The organism is Athalassotoga sp. (assembly GCF_049965695.1).
In the GTDB taxonomy this organism is placed as follows: Bacteria; Thermotogota; Thermotogae; order Mesoaciditogales; family Mesoaciditogaceae; genus Athalassotoga.
Window position 1 is genome coordinate 1 of record NZ_JBMFWB010000019.1, and the last position, 22344, is coordinate 22344.

Here is a 22344-nt window from a genome sequence, read left to right on the forward strand (position 1 = left end):
CCTGATTTCAAAGTAAATGTCGGTGTCAAATTGAGTCAAAAGGTCAGATCCCAAATTACAAATGCGACAAAGCACCTTATCGACTCTTTGAAGATAGATGGGCTGCCATTTACGATTTATTCGATGGGCCATTCGCACATAGATTACGCATGGCTTTGGCCTTTGAAAGAGACAAGAAGGAAGATAGTAAGGACCTTTGCCAACGCTTTGAGGATGATGGACAAATTCCCCGACTTCAAATTCACACAGTCATCGAGTGCGTACTACGAAGATTTCAAAGTACGCGAGCCCGAACTCTTCGAGAAGATAAGGTCTTACGTCAAAGAGGGAAGGTGGGAGCCTATTGGAGGAAGCGTCATAGAGTTCGACGCAAATCTTACCTCGGGAGAATCGATTGCCCGCCAGTTTTTGTACGGCCAGAAATTTTTTGAAAAAGAATTCGGAAAAAGGTGCAAGATAGGATACCTTCCCGACACGTTCGGCTTTACATGGTCACTTCCTCAAATCATGAAAGAAAGCGGCATCGATTACTTCGTCACGACCAAACTCGTCTGGAGCGACAAGAATATCTTTCCGTATTCATGGTTTGCATGGCGCGGCCTTGACGGCACTGAGATTGTGACGCATCTTTTTACAGCGACGGAAGGGTATAACTCTCCGCTTATTCCGAAGGATTTAAAACTTGGATGGGACTTTCACAAAGAGAAACACTCCGATGTGCCATTTTCAATTCTTACCTTTGGATACGGAGACGGAGGCGGAGGACCTACTGATGAGATGATGATAAGGTACAGTCTTATGAGAAATTTGCCGGGTCTTCCGAAGTTGGAGATAAAGAATTTCGAGAAGGTCTTTGAAGGTTACAAATTCAAAGATCTGCCCGTTATGGATGATGAACTTTATCTTGAATTCCACAGAGGCACTTACACAAACCAGTCGATAATCAAGAGGTTGAACAGGCAGATGGAAAACTTGCTTTACACAGCCGAAGTGTTAGCGAGCGCAGATTACAAAAACGGTTCGGAATATCCGCATAAGGTTTTGACAGATGCGCGAATGGCACTTGCCCGCGCGCAATTTCACGATGTGCTTCCCGGATCGTCGATAGGAGAGGTGTACAAAGAATTCGGTGAAATGTTGGAAGAACAAAGGAAAGCAGTTAATACTCTTGTTGATGAAATAATTTCAAAGCATAAAAAAAGTGACAGAGAAAAATTGAGCATCGTCAACGTGACGAACTTGAAGTTGCCAGTACTTTTGAGAAATGCGGATGTACCTGTCGGCTTCTACACGGATTGCATCGTTCAAAAAGGAAAGGACGGCACTTTCGTGATCGGGAAAGAAATAGACGGTCTTAAGACTTTGACACTTTCGAAATCTAAATCTGTGAAAGGAAACATAAAGGCAGAGGATAAGACTCTTGAAAATGCGCTTGTGAAAGTCTCGGTAAAGGATGACAGAGTTAACGTCTTTGACAAAAAGGCAAAGAGATATCTTTTCAAAGAAGGTTTTTCTCTTGTCGCAAGACGGGACATTCCGGCCGAATTTGAAGGATGGGATGTGCCGTACGATTCCGAAAAAGAGGTAAGGCTTGAGCCGAAGAGAGTATATCTTTACGAAAATGGACCTGCGATGGCATCTTTGAAATTCGAATACGAATTCGAAGGGTCCAAAATAGAAATGATAGCAAGGATTTACGACAATTACGATAACGTTGATTTGAAATTCAATCTTGACTGGCACACGAGAAGGTACAATCTAAGACTTGACATGCCGATGGATCTGTTAACAAGGGAGGCGACCTTCGAGATAGCCTACGGCATGATAAAAAGAAAGGCGACCAACAACAACCCGTATGAGCAGGCAAAATTCGAGGTACCCTACCACAAATGGCTGAATCTTTCGGAAGACGATTTCGGAATAAGTGTCGTTAACGATTCGAAGTATGGATGTGGAGTAAATGGGAGCAATGTAAGTTTATCTCTTGTGAGAGGCGCGACGATGCCTGACTTTTATTCGGACGAAGGTCATCACGAATTCACATTCTCTCTCTTTCCGACGGGAAAGGAATGGAAAGAGAAAACCGTAAAAAATGCAATCGTGCTTAACACGCCCATGCCTGTAACACAAGGAGAGGTCGAAGATTTTATGAAACCTTTGAGAATTTTCGATGATGAGTCTGTCATTTTGTCTGCGATAAAGCGCGAAGAGGACGGCGACGGTGTTGTGATGAGATTTTATGAGCCTTACGGGAAGAGGACATCCGTTGAATTTTCGAAATCCGTAACTCTTTCGAATATCCTCGAAGACAGATTCAAAAAGGTAAAAAAGTTAGAAGTAAAGCCTTTTGAGGTAAAGACGATAATTTATTAAAGGGCTCTTTCGAGCCCTTTTGTATCACGATCTTTTGATATCGGATATTATCCTTCCATCCAAAATTTCCACAATTCTGTCTGTCCTTTCGGCTATTCTTCTGTCATGAGTTACTATTATAAAAGTCGTTTTGTATTTTTTGTTTATCTGCCTCAAAAGCGCATATATATCTTCTGTGCTTTGAGAATCAAGATTTCCCGTCGGTTCGTCCGCGAGTATTATCTTCGGATTGTTCATGAGGGCGCGCGCTATTGCAGTCTTTTGTTGCTGGCCTCCAGAAGCCTCCGTTGCCATGTTGTTTTTTATTTTGGAAATGCCCACGAGATCGATGAGTTCTTCGGCTCTTTTCATTACCTCTTTTGTGGGTTTTGAATCTTTCATAAGGTATGGCATGAGCACATTCTCAAATATCGTGAATTCAGGCAGAAGATAATGAAATTGAAAGACAAATCCTATTTTTTGATTTCTTATGTATGCAAGTCTTTTCTTTTCTATCTTGTCTATTCTTTCTCCGTCTATGGTTATTTCACCGGATTGGGGTTTATCGAGAATTCCCATCACATTCATGAGAGTGGTCTTTCCGGATCCAGAAGGCCCTATTATCGAGTTAAAGGAACCTTCTTCAAATGACAGGTTTATGTCGTGGAGTACCTGAAATTTCATCTTTCCCGATATGTAAAATTTGTTTATGCTTTTGAGATCTATTATGTCAGCCATTTCTTATCACCTCTATAGGATCGAGTCTTATCGAACTTCTTGCGGGTATTACGGAGGCGACAACGGATGCGGTTATCGCTATTATCATGGATATGAGTATAAAGAAGTAATTTATCTCAAGCGGCACGACCGGTGTCCCGTTGGAATTTACCGCAAATTTTGCGAACATGAAGGACAGTCCGAGCCCTAAGCCTGCACCGGCAAGAGCGCCTATGATTCCGAGAATTAATCCTTGAAACAAAAAGACAAGGCCCGTTTTCCCGTCTGTAAGGCCCATTGCCTTCAATATACCTATTTCTTTTGATTTTTGCAAGACAGTTATAGCAAGCACGCTTGCTATCGCGAGAGTAACTGCCACTATGACGAAAACCTGGATCATTATGCTTGAAATGCTTTGACCCTGAAGTCCGGTAAGGAGATCCGCGTTTTGATCTTCCCAGTTTTCGACCTTTATCGAAGGATTGTTAAGTGTTTGACCTATCTCTTCAGAAATCTTTTTGGCATCGAAAACATTTACAACCTGCATTTCTATGCTGCTTACGTTATTGCCAAATCCGCCGATATTTTGAGCCGTTTGCAAATTCGAAATGGCCCACGATGAGTTTATGGCCGATACGTTGAAATCGAAGATACCGCTTATCTTAAGTATCTTCAACTGTCTTTTTGCCGTAAACACGGTCACGGTCTTTCCAACGCTTAAGTTGGCATCCTTTGCAAATTGCTTTCCTATCATTATTTCGTTGTCATTCGTGGGAAGTGTCCCTTCTATGATGTGTGAGTTGAAATGATATATGGGGTCAGAGGCTTTGAAATCGAACCCTCTCAAAAGCAGTGAATTTATCGCGGATCCTTCCGAAATGAAGATCGGCGTATCGACGGACGGAGAAACATATTTTATGTCTTTGTTGTATGCAGGATCCGAACTTATCTTTTGAATTATCCCATCCCAACTGCTCACGGGTGTGCCCTGAAGTTTGGATACAACAGTTATTTGTGATGAATTGCCTATCGTCGTTTGTACCAAACTTGTCTGAAGGCTCTGGATCAAAAGGCCTATGAATATTTGAACGGATATTCCTATCGCTATGCTTAAAATTATGAAAATCGACTGGGATCTGTTGTATCTTATGAATCTTAAAGCAATTTTGAACGGTAAACTCATTTTGATCCCCTCAGATCTTTTAAAAATTTAACAAGTTCATCAAAATCGGCAAAGAGAAAGTCGACACCACACTTTTTTGTGTATTCGGGATTTTTAACGCATGCACGACCACTGGCGATCACTTTAGTCTTGGGAGAATATCTTTTTAGTTCATCTATGAACTTGCAAAGATAAACAAGATTGTAGTGATTCGTTATACTTATGGACAACATATCGAATTTTTCGGCCTTTATAGCCTCTTTAAATGTTTCAAGGGGCACTTCTTTCCCGGCAAAAACGGTTTTGATACCGTTGAGCGTAAAGATATCTTCACTCATTCTAAGGCCAAGTTCGTGCTCTTCTTCCTGCGGACAGAAAACTGCACAGGTCAGGCCCATGTCCGGCATTTTTGATTTTATTACATAAGGATATGCGCATTCTATGCATGTTCTGACGATCGAAGACATCACATGCTCTTTCCATATGCACAAAGGATCCAACTCGTAATCGCAGTCCCATTCGTTGAGAATTTTGGCAAATAATTTGTAGAGTTCGATCACATCAATTCCACTGTCAAGTGCCGAGATAAATAATTCTATACTTTCTTTTTTTCTTCCCGCATAAAGATTGGACTTGAGATCGGAAAGTTCCATTCACATCACCTCAAAATGAAAGCAATTAAAAATATCAACCCAACCGCAGAAATGCCTATTACCGCATTCATCCAGCCGGGAAGGCCTGTAAGGCCATAAAATGCCCTTATCTGCGGAAGTATGTTGAAGACGTTTATTATGTCTTGCGGGCTGAATTGTTCTATCTTTCCAACGGCAATGAAAAGATTTCCGGCCTCACCTGAAGGAGGAAAGAATGAGACTATGTAATATCTTCCGCTTTCTGGCAAGGTTATCGTCTGGTTGAAATATATCCACGAATATGTATCCGTTACGGGTTCATAAAAAACGGTCGGCGTACCTGTTGACGTAAACGCAAGCGCACCCATACCGGATGGAATTTCAAAAGGCAGGTCATTTGCCTTTGGCAGGCCAGGTCCGACTATAACAACCTCGGGTTTTAAATCTTTGAATTTGTCTATCTTCGGAACACCTGGCTGAAAATACAAACTCTGTCCTTTCGTGCCTTCAAAGGTCATCCAAAGAAAACTGTTGTCGTGATCGAAGACTTTGTACAAAACTTGTGATATTTCTATGTGATTTATCGGAATAGCGTTCGATATGTCCGATCCCGACATCGTCGAAACGATAGGTGCATGGGCAAAGGTAATCGATGCCATTGCCAATGAAGCGAGTAAAAATACTAAAAATTTGTATTTCATGAAGATCACCTCAGTGAACGTTGAATCCGAGCGTAAAGGTCATGGTTCCGAGATAATTCGACGTGTATCCATCAGTTTGCGGTACAGTCGGATATTGAGAAATACCAACGGCACTGCCTCCCAAAAATCTCACGTTTGCAAAGGTATCAAGGTAATCCGTGTTTCTAAATCCGAGGCTTAAAGACGCATCAAGTATCGATCCTGTGAAATCGAAATTGGAACCGTTGAAGAATTTACTCGATGCGTAAAATCCGTCTATATCTGTGGCTACGTACATGCCGTTGTCAAAATTGTACTGGCCTTTCAGCTTAAGAATCGGAACCGGTCCCAGATTTTCACTTACAACCGCATATTCACCGTCGAGAGATTGAAAGATTATCGATGCGTTTCTCAGTTGCAAAGAAAGACCGATACCCAATTTTGCACGCGATGTGTTTATCAGATCATACAGATAACTTATTCTCCAGAAAGAAAAGCCGTAATTGTAAAGCATGACGCTGCTTGCCGGGAAGGTTTGATAAGATATGGTTATGGGTTCCGTAATTACGCCTTCGGTTTGAATGTCAAGCGGCTGGTACAAAAAGATCAACTCGTTGTTTTTTAGAAAAGTAAAATCGACGGAGTACCTATCAACCGGAAAAAGAATGCTTTCTCCGCCGTCGCTGACGTAATCAAAGTTCGTCGTGTTGTGGCCGTATTGGATATCGTTGAAAAGCACCGATAACGCTCCGGCTTCATATTGAAAACTCATCTGATACCAGTTATTCGGTGAGCTAAAAAGGCTCATTCCGAATCCGGCAGAAAATACCCCTATCAAAATTACAACTAAACTGAAAAGAAGAAATTTTTTCATTTCAGATCTCCTTTCGATATATTTAACTTATTATACAATTATTCTTAAGAAACCGGTCAGTCAGTCTTGAATTTTCTCTTCCAAGATTTCTTTTGCATCGGTGACGACAGGCGATTTTAACTTTCCGACCATTAAAACGAAGATCAACCCTATCAAAGAGATGATCGCCGTCGTCAAAAACATCTCCGTATATCCCGTGTTTATCGTTGATTGAAAAGCCTGCTGTATTTTATCCTTTACACCTTGAACGTCATTTACGACTAATTTGTTCAGAGGAAAAGGAATTACTTTGTTAAGCACACCCTCGAGTTTGGTAACTATATTCGTGACATCCGCATTTTGAAGGGATGCAAAGGCATTGGCGGCCTGAGAATCCATCTTTATGGGCGGTATTTTTATTCCGACGCCGCTTAGAGTTTGCGTAAGATTGGTCTGAAGGCTCTTTCCGGCCTGAATCAAAAATCCCACCATCACATTTGGAGCAACTGTTATGCCTATCGCTCTCATCAATGAAAGATTTGCAAGCGCGGAAGCCGAGTTTTTCGAATCAACGCTTTTGAGTATCATGTAGTTCAAAGGTGCTCCCAGAGTAAAGCCTATTCCGATTCCCATCATGAAAAGTCCTATAAGCAGACCGGTGAAATTAAGCATGTACGTCGTGACGTATCCCAAAAACAGCGCACCCGCTATGTTGAAGACAAATCCTATCGACATAACAAAGACTGCTCCACGCTTGTCGACGAGAACTCCGGAAAGTGGAGCCGATATGCCTGAAAATATTGCCAAAAGGGTGACGACGTATCCGCCTGTGCCGGCTGGAATTTTTAGAATGTTTTCGGCAAATTGCGGGATGAATATGAGCCCCATCATTCCTATACCGACGACAAGAGCGGTCATCATGATGAAAAACGTGTTCGGATTTGTCAAAAATTTTGTGTTGAAAACAGGATCCTCATTTTTGCTTTCAAATAAAAGCATTAACGGGAAGAGTACGGCAAAGGCTATAAGAAACGGATAGACGTTTAAATCACGAATCGAGTTTGAGAGATTGAAAAAGTCTAAATTCGTAAGTGCGTACATCAGACTTCCTATCGAGGCGGCTAACAGAATGGAACCAATTATGTCTAACTTCTTTGATGCTTTCTCTATCTCTATTTCTTTAACGCTCAAAGAAAGTAAGATAACGAAGATGCTTATAGGCACGTTTATGAAAAAGAGCCATCCCCATTTGTCCGTTCCTGCTATCGAGAGTATAAAACTTCCAATCGTCGGTCCCACTATCGTCGCTATCCCGTAAACTCCGCCGACTATCCCGAGCGCGGTACCTTTTTTCTCTTCGGGGAAGATCTTGCTGACGGCCGTGGTCGCTATCGGAACCATGCCGCCAGCTCCGAGAGCCTGAATTGATCTTGCAAGCAGGAAAAGCCAGAAATTGCCAAAGAAGTTGTTCATTCCCGAAAGAAAAGAACCTATCCCAAAGATGGTTATGCCTATTATGAATATCTTTTTGTATCCTCTTCTGTCCCCTAACTTCCCCATTATCGGCATTGAGGCCGCGTATATGAGCGTGTAAAGTGTTATCATCCATATTCCTAAACTTTGATCTATTCCAAAACTATTTCCTATTATCACCCTCGCAGGAGATACGATACCCGAATCTATTGCGCCCATGAATATGCCGAAGATAAAAAGCAGCAAAAGAATCGTATTTTGTTTTTTCATCCTATCACCTCTTTTGATTAAAATACCGGTTACGAAGTATTATAGATCAAAATTTTAATTTTTGCAAATGATTTTTATTATTTATGCCAGATGAAATTTATCTTCGTGCAGCCAGCGGGAGAAGAATCTACATGTATTTTTATTTCATGGAGATTGGCTATATATTTTACAACACTTAGTCCCAATCCGAATCCTGGGACATCAGTTCTTTTTCTGAAAAATTCTTCGAAAAGATGGGATTGAGTCTCCTCATCCATTCCAGGCCCTTCGTCTGATACCATGATGTAATTATTTCCTATTTCAATCTTTACCTTTCCATCTGTGTATTTACAAGAATTTTCGACAACGTTGAATATCATTTCTTTGAGAAGATTTTCATCGCCTTTTATGTATGAATCTTCATTGGGGAAGAATTCTATTCTATCTGGGTATTTTTTTATTAAATCTTCGACCGCTTCAAAGGCGACCTCGTTCATGTTTAGATTTTCAAATGTTACCGGCACATTTTTTACCTTCGAAATTACAAGCAGGATATCTATCAATTTTGACATTTCGTCGGATTTTTTCGATATCTTTTCGAGAGCAATTTTTAATTCTTCGATAGAATTTTTGTCCATCGCGATCTGTGCATCGCTTTTTATAACAGAAATTGGGGTTTTAAGTTCATGAGCGGCAATAGATGAAAATCTTTCGATGGCCTTGACGCCGGATTCGATCCTGTCGAGCGCAGAATTTATCGATTGCTCAAGGATTTCTATCTCTTTTCCGGATTTTTTTACGTTTATCCTTTCTGACAGATTATCCGTTTTTATCCTTTTGACCTGAAAAGACATATCTTCTATTGGCTTGAGTGCTTTGCTTATTATCAAAAGGCCACCCGACATTATGATCAAAAAAGCCAGTACGAGGCCGATCAAAAGCCAGTATGAAATCCCAAGGTTTGTCGATCTGAACTCTTCCATCTGCCTTGAGGCGACAAGATAATAATTTTCTCCGCCTTTTTGAAATGGCAAGACAAATATCCTTTGGGGATTAGATTGCTGAATGTTCTCTCCCGATCCAGTTGAACTTTCGACGGTGAAGATCTTTTCTCGACTAAGAAGATATTTTTTGAAGGCATTTTTTATCGAATTGAGATCATTTTCCTGATCCGGCGCAAAAGAGAAAATAAGATTATCTTTGGAGTCAAAGATGTAATAGGACACGTCAGAGATTCCGATGTTGTTTATAAATGCTTGAATCGATACTGAGTTATCCGGGAGATTTTTAAAATAATTTACGGCGCGATTGGCATTTAAGATCAAATAATCGTCAAATGTTTTGTAAGAAGTGCTAAGTTGAAAGTTATATATGAAAAATCCAATCACCAAAAAGACTGCCGAAATAGTCACGGAAAACCAGATTATCACCTTAAATCTTATGCTCTTCATGTCATCCTCTTATTCTGTAACCGATTCCTCTGATTGTTTCTATGAGGTCGTCTACGCCGTGTTTTTTGAATTTTTCCCTTATGTAATTGATGTAAACATCCACGACGTTACTGTACATTTCAAAGCCGGTTTCCCAGACATGATCGATTATCTCTTCTCTTTCTACGATCTTTCCCTGATTTATCGCAAGGTAAAGTAAGATATCGTACTCCTTTTTGCTCAATTTTATTTCTTTATCACCTACGCGAACGGCTTTTTCAAGTGTGTCGATCTTAACGTTTTTTATCTCTATAAGGTTGCTCTTTGTCCATGCGTTTCTTCTTATCAAAGTCCTTGATCTTGCAAGCAATTCTCCAATGTCAAAAGGCTTTACAAGATAATCGTCGGCTCCGATGTCAAGGCCCTTTATCTTGTCAGAGACCGCGTCTTTGGCCGTAAGCATGAGAATCGGAACTCTTAGTTTGGCTTTTCTTGCATTGAGACACACATCCCATCCGCTCATTTTGGGAAGCATTATATCGAGGATGACGAGATCGTATTCTGAAGAGAAAAGCAAATCAAGCGCTTTTTCTCCATCGTGCGTCGCATCGACGATAAAGTCATTCTCAGAAAAGATTTCTTCTAAATTTTTGCAAAGTTCCAAGTTATCCTCAACTATCAAAACCTTCATATCTTAATTTTACCATCGAAGTCAAAATTCTAATTTGTTTTTAATCTTCATAAGATATATTTAAAACGAAATCAAACGAAGGAGGTGAAAAAAATGAGAAAATGGATGATATTGATGACAATAGCGGCAGTGTTGAGTTTGGGAGTTTTCGTCTTCGCGAATGGATCGACTCCAACCCTTCCTTCAAATCAGCCGGGTATATCTCAGACATCGACAAACCTTTCAACCTCTTCACAGGAGTCAATTTCAGAAACGGCAGAGCCAGTTGAGAGTAGCGCGGAAAGTGCAAGCGATTCGGCAACAGATATGGATAACGTTCAATCAGAAGTTGTACAAAACGGAGATTTTCAGGGTAATTATTGATCAGGGGCTAAACAAAAGTACATGCCATAAGGCATGTACTTTTCATTTTTATATATATATTTTTTTTGAACAAATGCTATTCATGTAAATTTAACGATATGTTATGATTTTTAACCTTAAGTGTATTTAAGGTTAGTTATTTGGTTTAAATCGTCTTTTTTGCCGGTTTTTGAGGTTTGCCTTTTTTTGGTATTTGAAAGATAATAAATTTGATTTGTTTGTACTCTAAACATACTGTGGAGGTTTTATGGTTAAAGATAAGTTTTCTCTAAAATCAATGAAAAAAAGTAACACGGAACTTATTTTATCTATAATACTGAAAAATCAACCGATATCAAGGGCCAATATATCCAAGATGACAAAACTATCAAGAGCCGCTGTTTCATCTATTGTTCAGAACCTTCTTGATGAAGGCTTTATATCTGAAATAGGTGTTGACAGAGAACAGACAGGTACAGGAAGAAAGGGTATTCTTCTTGAGGGCAATCATAATTTTGTAACCGTTGGCTTTGATATAAATTCTAATTTGGACAGACTGATATGTTTAGACATAAATGGCAATGTAGTGGAAAAAGCACAATTTACCCGTAAAAATGTTGATTTCATTGAAGAAATAAGAGATTCTTTGAAAATGTTTTTTAGCAGTTCCAAATTGAAAGGTAAGAACATCAAAAGTGTTGGAATTGCTTTCCCAGGATTTGTGAGCGAAAAAGAAAATATTATTGCGATAACTCCTTATCTAAGAAACGAAAATAACTTTTCTGCTTTGAAAGAATTGGAAAATACCTTTGGAATACCTTTTAGATTTGAAAATAAGGCCAAACTGATGACCATAGCAGAGAAAAATTACGGGTACGGTAAAGATTCTAAAAATATGCTTTTTATAAACATAGCCGTTGGAATTGGTTCCGGACTTTTCATAGATGGGAAAATGTACAAAGGATCTTCAAATTTATCCGGAGAAATAGGGCATTTCAAAATCATGGATGAAGACGGCGATGAATGTGTTTGCGGAAGCAGAGGATGTTTGGAAACTGTTTTATCAAGTTGGGGTTTGGTTAAAAGATACAATAAATTTGCCGTTTCAAAAATAGAAGGCCAGTACCGTTCTGATGTCGTCGTTGAAAGAGCCTTAGAAGGAGATGAAACTGCCGTTAGAGTAATAGAAGAGGCTGGTCACTATCTTGGTTTTGTGCTTGCAAACATATCTAACGTTTTGAATTTGGATCTGATAGTCATAGGAGGAAGTAATCCTGTAAGAAATTGCGATATTTTCAAACAAAAACTCGTGAAAGATTTTGACAGATATTCTCTCGGAGTTATAAGAAGGGAAGTTGAGATAAAATTCTCAGAATTAGGTGAAGATATAGCGGCAATTGGCGCAGCCCAAATTGGCATTGAGTTTTGCGTTGAAAGGACGTTAAAAAATATCGTTCAGAAGGAGGCAAGAATATGAAATTTTTTCTTGACAGTGCCAAAATAAATGAGATAGATTATGCCATAAATAATTGGCATATAGAGGGAATAACAACGAACCCGCGTCACATTATGAACTCCGGCATAACAAGGGGAGAATTCATAAAGGAAATAAAAAAGTTAGTTTCCGGCACGTCCATAACCGTTAGCGTTGAAGTGAATCCACATCTCGAAACGAAAAACGATATCTTGAGGGAGGCAAAGATTTTAGCGGCAGAATCTGAAAACTTCGTCATAAAGGTTCCCGCCTTTGAACAAGGATTAAATGCCGTTTATGACTTAAATCAATTGGGTATAAAGACAAATGTGACGCTTGTTTTCAACGCCGTTCAAGCAATTCAGGCGTCTAAGATGGGTGCTTATTACATAAGTCCATTTGTCGGCTGGAGAGAAGAACGTGGAGAAATGAACATCAACTTCGTTTCGGATATAGTTAAGATAATCAAAAATTACGGTTTCAAGACAGAAGTTTTAATAGCGGCCATCAGGACCGCAAAGCAAATAACGGAAGCGGCAATTGCTGGTGCGGATATAGTCACTGCTGGATTCGATGTTTATAAAACCGCTTTTGAAAATCCGTTTACCGACATGGGTCTTAAAATATTCGGTGATTCATGGGATAAAACCAAATCTGATTGAAGGAGGTAATAAAATGGGTTATAAATTTCTTGTACATCATGAAAATGACCTCGTTGGTGTAGCCGTAGAAGATCTAAAGCCAAACGAGAAGGCAAAAGGAAGGTTCCTTGACACAAACAAGGAGATCGAAGTTAAAATTCTGGAAGATGTACCATTGGGGCACAAAATTGCTTTGAAAGACATAAGATCCGGGGAAACGATTTTTGAGTATGGAGAAAAAACAGGTGTTGCCACGAAAAACATCAAGCAGGGCGAACATGTTCATGTTCATAACATAAAAAGTTTAAGATGGGGAGGGATTTCTAAATGAAGATGGGAGATAAAATTCTTGCTTACAAAAGATCTGATGGTTCAGTTGGTGTTAGAAATTATGTGCTTATATTGCCGCTCGATGACCTTTCGAATTCCTCCGCAGTTGCGGTATCGAAAATAATAAATGGTACCATCGTTTTGCCTCATCCCTACGGAAGATTACAATTTGGAAAAGATTTGGATTTGCATTTTAGAACTTTGATTGGAACAGGTTCAAATGCCAATATAGCTGCGGTTATCGTGATAGGGATAGAACCTAACTGGACTCAAAAAGTAGTTGAAGGAATAGCAAAGACTGGAAAACCGGTCGAAGGGTTTTACATAGAAAAAAGTGGAGATCTCAAAACTATAGAAAAAGCATCAAGAAAAGCGCTGGAATTCGTTGAATATGCAACCAACCTGAAAAGAGAAGAAGTTCCTATAACCGATATCATCATAAGTACTAAATGCGGTGAATCGGACACGACATCCGGCCTTGGTTCCAACAAACTTGTAGGCAGATTTATGGAAAAATTCGTTGAAATGGGAGGAACGGCTTTATTCGGTGAAACGACGGAATTGACAGGTGGAGAACATATAGTGGCATCAAGATTTGTAGATGAAAAGCAAAGAAAGAAATTCATGGATATGTTCAACGAATATCAGGAACTTGTTGAAAAAGAGGGAGCGGACTTACTCGGATCACAACCTACGGAAGGTAATATAGCCGGAGGTTTGAGCACAATTGAAGAAAAGGCTCTCGGAAACATTCAAAAAATAGGCAATGCTAAGGTAAAAAGCGCATTGGACTTTGCCGAAAAGCCTTCCGGTAAAGGACTTCATTTTATGAACACTTCGTCGGCAGCGGCTGAAGCAGTCACACTTTTTGCGGCAGGCGGCGCCGTGCTTCATCTTTTTACGACAGGCCAGGGAAATATCGTGGGGAATCCTGTAATTCCGGTCATAAAGATATCCGCAAATCCGAAAACAGTTGCTTCTATGTCAGAACACATAGACGTTGACGCATCTCCTATAATTCGGGTCGAAAAAACTCTTGATGAAGTTGCAGAAGTGTTGTGGGAAAAAGTTTATAAAGTTGCCAACGGTCAAATGACAAGGGCAGAAATTCTTAGACATGAGGAGTTTGTCTTGACAAAATTGTATAGGAGTGCATAATGGTCAAAATTCCTTATGGAATTTCATATTTAAACGTTGAAAGGAACATTGAAACTTTAAACGTAAGAGGTGATATACAAAGCAATTTAAACGAAGCCGAAATAGATCATATCATAAATACTTGTTTTGGTTCTTTGAATTACGATGAAGATAAGCCAATTGGAATAGCCGTGCCGGATCTTACAAGACCCGGCACATGGGTAAAACCTTTTAAATCGATCGTTAAAAATTTAAAGGGCAAAAAGATAAAAGTGTTTATAGGATCAGGCCTACATGAACCCCCAACTTTTCAAGAAATAAAGAATTTTTTATTTAAAGAAAAAATTGAAATTGACTTTGATCTGGTTATTCACGATGCAAATGACAAAAATGAACTCGCTTACGTGGGCAAAACCAAACGCGGTACACCGGTGTGGATAAACAAATCATATCTTAAATGCGGATATAAGATAGCAATAGGTGTTGTTGAGCCACATCAATTCGCAGGTTTTTCCGGTGGATCAAAAGCCGTAGCAATAGGACTCGGAGGAGAAGAAACAATTTCTTTTAATCATTCGATGATGACGGATCCTTTTGCGGTCGCAGGATTAATTGATGGCAATCCCGTACGGGAAGACATAGAAGAAATGGGGCAGATGGTTGGAATAGACAAACTGGTTAACGTTGTTATGGATTCCAATGGGAAAATCTTTAACCTTTTTTGCGGATCAAATCCGGAATCACACAGAAAAGCTGCGGAATTGATCACCGGCATATCAGGTTATAAAGTTTCACGTTTGTACGATGTCGTTATAACTTCTCCCGGCGGATCGCCAAGGGATAGAGATCTGTATCAGGCCCAAAAAGCACTTATACCCGCTGAGTTTTTTTGTAAAGAGGGAGGAGAAATAATTCTTGTCGCCGAGTGTGCAGAAGGCTTTGCAGATGAAGGTTATTTAGAAATACTCGAAAAGGCTTCTGCTCCAAAAGAAGTGATCGATAAGTTTGATTTTAAACATTTTAAGGTAGGTCCTCATAAAGCGTTTTTGCTTGCAAAAACTTTATCCAAATTCAAAGTGAAAATATTTTCGAAATTAGATCCATGGGAAATGAAAAAGATTTTTTTTGATCCCATAGACGATATAGAAAGATCATTAGAAAATTATAAAGATGAAGATATATTGTTAATGCCAAATGCGATTCAAGTGTTACCCGTTAAAAATACTTATAACAGGAAGTGATGTAAATGGATATGTTAATAGGAGGCAAAAGGGTTTCTGGAACAAAAAGAATCGAAATACATTACCCTTACACCGGCGAAGTTGTAGACACAATACCGGTCGCAACTGCTGAAGAGGTTGATCAGGCTATAACAATGGCCGAGAAAGGTAAGCGTTTGATGAAGGATCTTCCGATTCACAAAAGAGTAGATATTTTAATGAAAACCGCTGAACTTCTGGATAAAAACAAAAATGAAATAGCGAATTTGCTTGTTCGTGAAGCCGGAAAAACGATTATTGATTCCAGAGACGAAGTGGTAAGAACGGCAGAACTGTTTAGATATACGGCCGAAGAGGCAAAAAGAATTAACGGGGAAACGTTACCTTTTTCTTCTCTAAAGGGATCTGAAAAAAAAGTGGGATATTTTGTCAAGGAACCGGTTGGGATAGTCGTGGCAATAGCGCCTTTTAACGTTCCTTTGGCATTGATGGCACATAAAATCGCACCTGCAATAGCAGCGGGTAATGCGATCATAATGAAACCTGCAAGTCAAACTTCTATGAATACCATTAGAATGGGCGAACTTCTTGTTGAAGCGGGAATGCCTCCTGAAGCGGTAAGTGTCCTGACCGGTGGAGGTAGCGTGGTAGGAGATGCTTTGGTAAAAGATCCGAGGGTAAGGATGGTAAGTTTTACGGGAAGTTTGGAAACTGGTAAAAGGATCTCCGCCAATGCCGGCATAAAAAAACTTTCTCTTGAATTGGGCTCTAACTCTGCGATGATAGTAACGGAGAATGCGGATGTAGATAAAGCCGCGGAAAGTGCTGTAAATGGAGGATTTCAAAATGCTGGTCAGGTTTGTATTTCAGTTCAAAGAGTATTCGTCCATGAAAAAGTTTACGACGAATTCATAAATAAAGCAATTGAAAAGGCAAAGAATTTCAAATACGGAAACCCGGAAATTGAGAGTTCTCAAATGGGATCCGTCATTGATGAAAACAACGCTAAAAGAATTATCGAATGGATAAACGAAGCAGTTTCGAATGGTGCCAAACTTGTTACAGGCGGAGAAAGAAATTACACTTTAATACCACCCACAATTCTTGTAGATGTACCACTTAACACAAAGATGATGACCAATGAACTTTTTGGTCCTGCGATAGGCATTAGAAAATTCAAAAATTTGGATGAAGCCATAGAACTCGTAAATAGCAGTCAATATGGTTTGCAGGCTGCAATTTTCACTCGGGACATAAAAGAGGCATTTAAAGCCGCTAACGGCATAGAAGCAGGTGGTGTCATGATAAATGAAGGCCCAAGATACAGAGCGGATTTCATGCCTTACGGCGGTTATAAAAATAGTGGCATAGGAAGAGAAGGAGTTAAATTTGCGATCGACGAGATGTCGGAGTTGAAAGTCGTATGTTTCGATCTGAGGTGATCTAATTGAAAGAAAAAATAAAAATTGGAGTTGTGCCTTTAGTTAGAAATACTTATGATGTAAAAGAAGGGAACAGAATTTACACAGCACAAATCAAAAGGCTAAGAAATATGCAAGATGTGGATTGGGTGGCTTTTGAAAAAGGTATTGAAGATGAAAATGAATTTCCAGACGTCCTGAAAACCCTTTACGGTGTGGACGGTGTGATTCTTGTAAGCAATACATTTCATCTTGGAACTTTTGTCCCTAAACTTTTGTCCGAATTTCCAAATATTCCGATCCTGATATGGGCATTGCCTGAGCCGGCATACAACGGCGGGAGGATCAGAATAAATTCTTTAGTAGGGGCTCATTTGGATGGATCAAATATTTACAAAATGGGACATGACAATTTTGAATTTTTTTATGGAACCATGGAAGAAGATCATTTTTCTGAAAAATTAAACCAGTGGTTAGACGCATTGCGCATAGTGAAAAAATGGAAAAACGCAAAAATAGGTTTGATCGGTGCTCACGCAAAGAGTTTTTTCAACATAGATATTTACGAACCGGCATTGTACTCCGATATAGGCGGAGAGATTGAATACGTATCACTTGAATCTGTATTCAACTCAAGGATAGAAGAAGAATTTATAGATAAAGAAGCAGAAGAGATCAGAAAGATATACTCGTTCGGTGAAAACATGGATGAGGCAAGGCTGAAAAAAGTTGCAAAGCTTTCTTTGACCTTTGAAAAAATGGTGAATGATTCCAAATTTGATGCCATGGCAATAAGATGTTGGCCTGAATTCGCCAGCGTTTATGGGATCTCTCCCTGTGCCGCGATGTCGAAGTTCATGGTTAAGCATATTCCGATAGCGTGTGAAGGTGATATAGAAGGCAGTCTCGGCATGATGGCTTACAAGTCGATTGGGTGCAACGAAGTGTTTCTTGCAGATGTAAGTCAGATAATCGACGAAAATGATTTGTTACTCTGGCATTGCGGTGTTGCACCTTACAACACTTGGGATGGCAAATCAGAAAAAACTCTTGACACTTATTTTGCCAATGGACATGGAGTTACAGTTGGCTTTGTGCTCAAAACAGGGCCTGTAACCATAATGAGAGTCGATTATGCAAGAGGCAAGTGGAGAATTTTCCTTCAAGAAGGTGAAGTGGTTCCTATGGAAAAAGAATTGAAAGGTACCTATGCAAAGGTAAAAGTGAAAAGTTCCATCGATGTAGTTGAAAAATTGGTAAAGAATGGTTTTGCACATCATGTCGTACTCGGATACGGGAACTATTCCGAAGTGATAAAAGAACTTGCAAAAATTAAAAATTGGGAAGTAGTTGAATGATGGAAAGATCAAATGATGTATCAAGAAAAATAAATTTGTTGCGTCAGTACATGCTTGATAAAAAGAAAAATGCCGTTTTAATAAGAAGAACCGATAATTTTGCATGGATAACGTCAGGTGCGCGATCTTACGTTTCCATCACAAATTTTTTTGGTGCCGCATTTGTAATCGTTACTTCTGACAGGTCTTACGTTTTAACTAAAAATATGGAATCAAAAAGGCTTAAAAACGAAGAATTAACGGACAACTTTGAAATAGTCGAAATACCGTGGTTTGAAGATATAGAAAAATCCACAATAAATTTTTTAAGCGGCAAGGATTTCGTTGATGACAGCGAAAATGAATTTTCTAATTTTTTGTCACATTCAAGAGTTGAACTAAGCGAATATGAGATAAGCAATTATAAAAACTTAGGTTTTAAAAGTACTGAGGCTCTTGAAAGATCTATGAAAAAAATAGATCGAAACATGACCGAAATAGAAGTTAAAGCACTTGTCGAATATGAACTGACAAAAGCAGGTTTGGATGTTTTGCTCGTTTTGGTTTACGGAGACAAAAGCCGATTGCTTTACAGACATAACTTGCCGAGAAATCTAAAGATTGGGAATAAATGCATAGTCTCTATTTGCGCAAAAGAAAAAGGTCTCGTTGCATCTGTAACAAGAACCGTGGAATTCGAAAAAGATGTTGAATTTGAGAAACAACACAGGATCAACGCTGTTATAGATACTCAAATATTGGAAGAACTTTCTAAAACATACTCCCTGAGTGAAATGTTTTCAAAGATAAAAGAGATCTACAGGAAAAACGGATATCCGGAAGAATGGAAGTTACACCATCAGGGAGGAATAACCGGTTACAATTCAAGAGAGTTTATATCAACCCCTTATTCAAATGTGAACATCAAAAACAACATGGCTTTTGCGTGGAACCCAACTATAACCGGAACCAAATTTGAAGATACTTATTTAAAAACCGAAAACGGAATTGTACCGCTAACATTTATTGCAAATTCGAATTGGCCCGTTTTAAATCTGGAAATAAACGGTAATCAACACCAAAAGGCTGATGTTCTTTTTTTAAGTTAAAAAGTAATTTTAAATTTGAGCTGCTTAAGCAGCATCGACAAATCAGGAGGTGTTTGTGAAATGAGAAAGTCCTTGCTTTTTGTGATGATCCTCACGTTAGCAACTTTCGGGATAGTTTTTGGCACAACGATCCATGTCCTTGTGTGGGACGACGTTATGAGCCAGGCAGTCCAAACTCTTATCCCTCAATTTGAACAGACAACCGGTATAAACGTTGTTTTTGAGAGGGTGCCAAGTGGAAATCCTATCTTGACAAAGGAAGCAGTTGGAGTTACTCCAACACAATCTTCTTACGATCTCATCGCTTTGGATGAGCCATTTGTCCCCAAATTTGCAAGTGCAGGTTTGATTTTGAATTATAACGATTGGCCTCAGGGTAACGTTTACAAAAAAATAGATTTAAATTCCGGTATAATTCTTCCAACTGTTTTCGATGCCGCGAAATTTGCAGGTAACATATGGGGAATGCCCATAAACGGTAATTTATACGTTTGGATGACGAACGAATTGATGCTTGAAAATCCAACATATCAAAAGGAATTCAAAGCACAGTACGGTTATGATCTTCAAGTGCCTCAAAATTTCACACAATTACTCGATATGGCAAAATTTTTCCATGACAAGGGATTGTACGGTTTTGCACCTTTCACGCTGAGAGCAGAAGGTTCAACGTGTGAGGCCGTTTGGATGTTCAGTTCTTTTGGGACAGGTATAATAGGCCTTGAAAATGGAAAATATGTCGTTACCCTTAATAAAGAAGATGCGATAAAAGCCATGCAATATTATTCACAATTGTTGCAATATTCGCCTCCAGGTGCAAATTCAATGGGCCATCCGGAAAGAATAGCAGCGTTTAGCAGCGGAAAAGTATTTACGATGTTCCAATGGCCTGCCTTAATTCCAAACAGTGAAAATCCTAACGATTCCATGGTTGCAGGTAAAATAGCTTTTTCTGTTCCACCTGCAGGTCCTGCTGCAACTGCTTCTGTAAGAGGTTGCTGGGTTCTTGCCATTCCGTCTGCTTCAAAGAACAAGGCCGCGGCAGCCGAATTTGCCTATTGGTGGGCATCAAAAGATGTTCAACAAAAATTGGCATCTATGGGAATGGCTTCGGTTAGAGAGGATGTATTGATGAATCCAGATCTAATAGCAAAATATCCATGGTATAAAGCTATGGCAGAGTCTATGAATTATGCCGTGAGCCGTCCGAGATTTGTAGATTACGCGGAACTTTCTAACATCGTTCAAAAATACTGGCTTGCCGGCGTAACCGGAACTATGAAACCGGAGGATGCCGTCAATAGTATGATTCAGGAAATAAACAATCTTTTAAAGACTTACAATGGCTGAGAATAAAAGAAAGAGAAGGGGCTTCCCCCCTTCTCTATATTTCGTATTACCTGCGACTTTAACGGTTGGAATAATAGTTGCTTTTCCTTTGGTTTATGCATTTTTCATGTCTTTGTTTAACTGGCCTTTGGTTGGTGCGCAAAGAACATTTATTGGATTGGGTAATTATTTATCTATGTTTAAAGATAATGAATTCATAAATTCTGTTTTAAGACAGGTTGGGGTAGTTGTCATAGCGGTACCGATAGAACTTGTCATAGGTTTTTTTGTGGCCATATTATTTGACAGAAAATTTCCGGGATCAAAAATATTAAGGAGTTTGATTTTGCTTCCGGCATTCGTTTTGCCTGTGCTTTCAGGTTTGACTTGGAGGTTGATGTTAGCCCCTCAATATGGACCTTTAACTTATCTCATGCAAATAATGGGCTTTCCAAACCAGGCATGGCTTGCTAATCCTCAACTTGCATATGCGGTTGTCATAATTCAAGATGTTTGGCGTATGTGGCCTTTTATGTTTGCTTTCATTTACGGAGGGCTTATGAATGTGCCAAAAGAACTTATAGAGGCCGCCAAAATAGATGGATCTGGATTTTGGAATACCATTTTAAAAATTTTACTGCCCGTGTTGGAACCAACTATAGCAATAGCTGTGATGTTCAGAATAGTGGATATACTTAGGATATTCCCAGAAGTTTATGTCATGACAGGCGGGGGGCCTGGTGATGCAACGATGCTCTTTTCTCTTTACATCCAGCAGCAAGCTTTTTCTTTCTTTAACATAGGATATGCTTCTGCGATGTCAATGCTTTTGCTCGCAGTCTCGATAGTCATAGCAGTATTTTTGGCTAAAAACGTTTTTGAGGCTAACGAATCTTAACCGGAGGATGTGAAGGAATGAAAAAGAAGACCATAATAAGATATATTTTGATAATTGCAATTTTCGTCATAACCATATTAGAAATATCGCCTATAATTTTGATCATTTTGAATAGTTTTAAGACGGATAAAGAAATATGGTTCGGTAACCCGTTTTCTTTTTTCATACCGACTCTCAACAGTTACCACAACGTTATTAGCAGTCCAACTTTTACCCATGGGTTACTGATAAGTTTGATAGTGGGAGTATTTACAACCGTTATATCTGTAATGCTTGGTGCTTTGGCAGCCTATGGACTTACACGTTTTAAATTCAGGGGAAGAAATGTTGTTGCCTATTCCATGCTTTCATCAAGAATGATCCCACAATTAGCCCTTATGGTTCCTTTTTACATGCTATTTAGAACTTTTGGAATGGTGGATATGACTTCGTCTCTCGTTATAGCATATATAAGTTTTAACATTCCTTACGCAATCTGGATGTTGCTGCCGTTTTTCGCTTCCGTACCGAAATCTTTCGAAGAAGCGGCAACAATAGATGGTGCATCAAGAAATCAGATCTTTTGGAGGATTGTTTTACCACTTGCCGTTCCAGGACTTTCAGTTGCTTCAATTTTTGTTTTTATAAATTCCTGGAATGAATTCTTGTACGCTTTGATTTTGACTGGCAGTAAAGATCAAACAGCCCCAATAGCCATAATGGGATATCTTGGAGAATATACCCCAAAATGGGGAGAAATTTCTGCCGCAGGAATGATCATGCTCATACCGGCGTTTATAATAGCTTTATTCATGCAAAAATATGTAATTGAAGGTTTATCTGTTGGAGGCGTTAAGGGGTGAAGTTTACCAATTTCGGCTCTTAAAG

The 22344-nt window shown here is 39.3% G+C and carries 21 protein-coding genes; 13 read left to right on the forward strand and 8 right to left on the reverse strand.

Annotated features, from left to right (window positions below; all coding sequences use genetic code 11):
- A partial coding sequence (locus ACP5NR_RS06840) for an alpha-mannosidase (RefSeq protein WP_428006152.1) occupies nucleotides 1-2373 on the forward strand: 2373 nt, incomplete at its 5' end.
- 24 nt (nucleotides 2374-2397) lie between these two features.
- On the opposite strand, the gene ACP5NR_RS06845 is transcribed toward ACP5NR_RS06840, so the two are convergent.
- The 8 genes from ACP5NR_RS06845 to ACP5NR_RS06880 form a co-directional block, all read right to left on the reverse strand.
- A complete protein-coding gene (locus ACP5NR_RS06845) occupies nucleotides 2398-3090 on the reverse strand; it encodes an ABC transporter ATP-binding protein (protein WP_428006153.1) in 693 nt (230 codons plus the stop codon).
- Nucleotides 3083-4252 carry an ABC transporter permease gene (locus tag ACP5NR_RS06850; protein WP_428006154.1) on the reverse strand — a complete coding sequence of 390 codons (1170 nt, stop codon included), beginning with the start codon at nucleotides 4250-4252 and terminating at the stop codon, nucleotides 3083-3085. The genes ACP5NR_RS06845 and ACP5NR_RS06850 overlap by 8 nt, the downstream gene beginning before the upstream one ends.
- The gene (locus ACP5NR_RS06855; protein WP_428006155.1) at nucleotides 4249-4884 is read right to left on the reverse strand and encodes a cobalamin B12-binding domain-containing protein; all 636 of its coding nucleotides are present in this window, start codon (nucleotides 4882-4884) and stop codon (nucleotides 4249-4251) included. Before ACP5NR_RS06855 ends, ACP5NR_RS06850 begins: the two co-directional genes overlap by 4 nt.
- 5 nt (nucleotides 4885-4889) lie before the next feature.
- A complete protein-coding gene (locus ACP5NR_RS06860; protein WP_428006156.1) occupies nucleotides 4890-5564 on the reverse strand; it encodes a hypothetical protein in 675 nt (224 codons plus the stop codon).
- 10 nt (nucleotides 5565-5574) lie between these two features.
- On the reverse strand, nucleotides 5575-6417 hold the full coding sequence (locus tag ACP5NR_RS06865) for a hypothetical protein (protein WP_428006157.1): 843 nt from the start codon (nucleotides 6415-6417) through the stop codon (nucleotides 5575-5577).
- Between the two features lie 60 nt (nucleotides 6418-6477).
- Nucleotides 6478-8139 carry an MFS transporter gene (locus tag ACP5NR_RS06870; protein WP_428006158.1) on the reverse strand — a complete coding sequence of 554 codons (1662 nt, stop codon included), beginning with the start codon at nucleotides 8137-8139 and terminating at the stop codon, nucleotides 6478-6480.
- 77 nt (nucleotides 8140-8216) lie between these two features.
- Nucleotides 8217-9569, reverse strand: a complete 1353-nt coding sequence (locus tag ACP5NR_RS06875; protein ID WP_428006159.1) for a HAMP domain-containing sensor histidine kinase — start codon at nucleotides 9567-9569, stop codon at nucleotides 8217-8219.
- A 1-nt stretch (nucleotide 9570) separates the two neighbouring features.
- Nucleotides 9571-10239 carry a response regulator transcription factor gene (locus ACP5NR_RS06880; protein ID WP_428006160.1) on the reverse strand — a complete coding sequence of 223 codons (669 nt, stop codon included), beginning with the start codon at nucleotides 10237-10239 and terminating at the stop codon, nucleotides 9571-9573.
- A gap of 93 nt (nucleotides 10240-10332) precedes the next feature.
- Here ACP5NR_RS06880 and ACP5NR_RS06885 point away from each other — a divergent pair, with 93 nt between their 5' ends.
- The 12 genes from ACP5NR_RS06885 (at nucleotide 10333) to ACP5NR_RS06940 (ending at nucleotide 22319) form a co-directional block, all read left to right on the forward strand.
- Nucleotides 10333-10602: a hypothetical protein gene (locus ACP5NR_RS06885; RefSeq protein ID WP_428006161.1), complete on the forward strand. Its 270-nt coding sequence runs from the start codon at nucleotides 10333-10335 to the stop codon at nucleotides 10600-10602.
- Nucleotides 10603-10849: 247 nt separating this feature from the next.
- Nucleotides 10850-12058: an ROK family transcriptional regulator gene (locus ACP5NR_RS06890; RefSeq protein WP_428006162.1), complete on the forward strand. Its 1209-nt coding sequence runs from the start codon at nucleotides 10850-10852 to the stop codon at nucleotides 12056-12058.
- A complete protein-coding gene (locus ACP5NR_RS06895) occupies nucleotides 12055-12717 on the forward strand; it encodes a transaldolase family protein (RefSeq protein WP_428006163.1) in 663 nt (220 codons plus the stop codon). Before ACP5NR_RS06890 ends, ACP5NR_RS06895 begins: the two co-directional genes overlap by 4 nt.
- A 13-nt stretch (nucleotides 12718-12730) precedes the next feature.
- On the forward strand, nucleotides 12731-13027 hold the full coding sequence (locus ACP5NR_RS06900; RefSeq protein ID WP_428006164.1) for a UxaA family hydrolase: 297 nt from the start codon (nucleotides 12731-12733) through the stop codon (nucleotides 13025-13027).
- 2 nt (nucleotides 13028-13029) lie between these two features.
- Nucleotides 13030-14184 (forward strand): UxaA family hydrolase, encoded by a 1155-nt coding sequence (locus tag ACP5NR_RS06905; RefSeq protein ID WP_428006176.1) that lies wholly within the window; start codon nucleotides 13030-13032, stop codon nucleotides 14182-14184.
- A complete protein-coding gene (gene larA, locus ACP5NR_RS06910) occupies nucleotides 14184-15404 on the forward strand; it encodes a nickel-dependent lactate racemase (protein ID WP_428006165.1) in 1221 nt (406 codons plus the stop codon). Before ACP5NR_RS06905 ends, larA begins: the two co-directional genes overlap by 1 nt.
- 5 nt (nucleotides 15405-15409) lie before the next feature.
- The gene (locus ACP5NR_RS06915) at nucleotides 15410-16825 is read left to right on the forward strand and encodes an aldehyde dehydrogenase family protein (protein WP_428006166.1); all 1416 of its coding nucleotides are present in this window, start codon (nucleotides 15410-15412) and stop codon (nucleotides 16823-16825) included.
- 5 nt (nucleotides 16826-16830) lie between these two features.
- Nucleotides 16831-18162, forward strand: coding sequence for an L-fucose/L-arabinose isomerase family protein (locus tag ACP5NR_RS06920; RefSeq protein ID WP_428006167.1), 1332 nt, complete (start codon nucleotides 16831-16833; stop codon nucleotides 18160-18162).
- The gene (locus ACP5NR_RS06925) at nucleotides 18159-19250 is read left to right on the forward strand and encodes a M24 family metallopeptidase (protein WP_428006168.1); all 1092 of its coding nucleotides are present in this window, start codon (nucleotides 18159-18161) and stop codon (nucleotides 19248-19250) included. Before ACP5NR_RS06920 ends, ACP5NR_RS06925 begins: the two co-directional genes overlap by 4 nt.
- A 60-nt stretch (nucleotides 19251-19310) precedes the next feature.
- Nucleotides 19311-20600 carry an extracellular solute-binding protein gene (locus ACP5NR_RS06930; RefSeq protein WP_428006169.1) on the forward strand — a complete coding sequence of 430 codons (1290 nt, stop codon included), beginning with the start codon at nucleotides 19311-19313 and terminating at the stop codon, nucleotides 20598-20600.
- The gene (locus tag ACP5NR_RS06935; protein WP_428006170.1) at nucleotides 20593-21477 is read left to right on the forward strand and encodes a carbohydrate ABC transporter permease; all 885 of its coding nucleotides are present in this window, start codon (nucleotides 20593-20595) and stop codon (nucleotides 21475-21477) included. The genes ACP5NR_RS06930 and ACP5NR_RS06935 overlap by 8 nt, the downstream gene beginning before the upstream one ends.
- Before the next feature lie 17 nt (nucleotides 21478-21494).
- The gene (locus ACP5NR_RS06940) at nucleotides 21495-22319 is read left to right on the forward strand and encodes a carbohydrate ABC transporter permease (protein ID WP_428006171.1); all 825 of its coding nucleotides are present in this window, start codon (nucleotides 21495-21497) and stop codon (nucleotides 22317-22319) included.
- Nucleotides 22320-22344 lie beyond the last annotated feature (25 nt).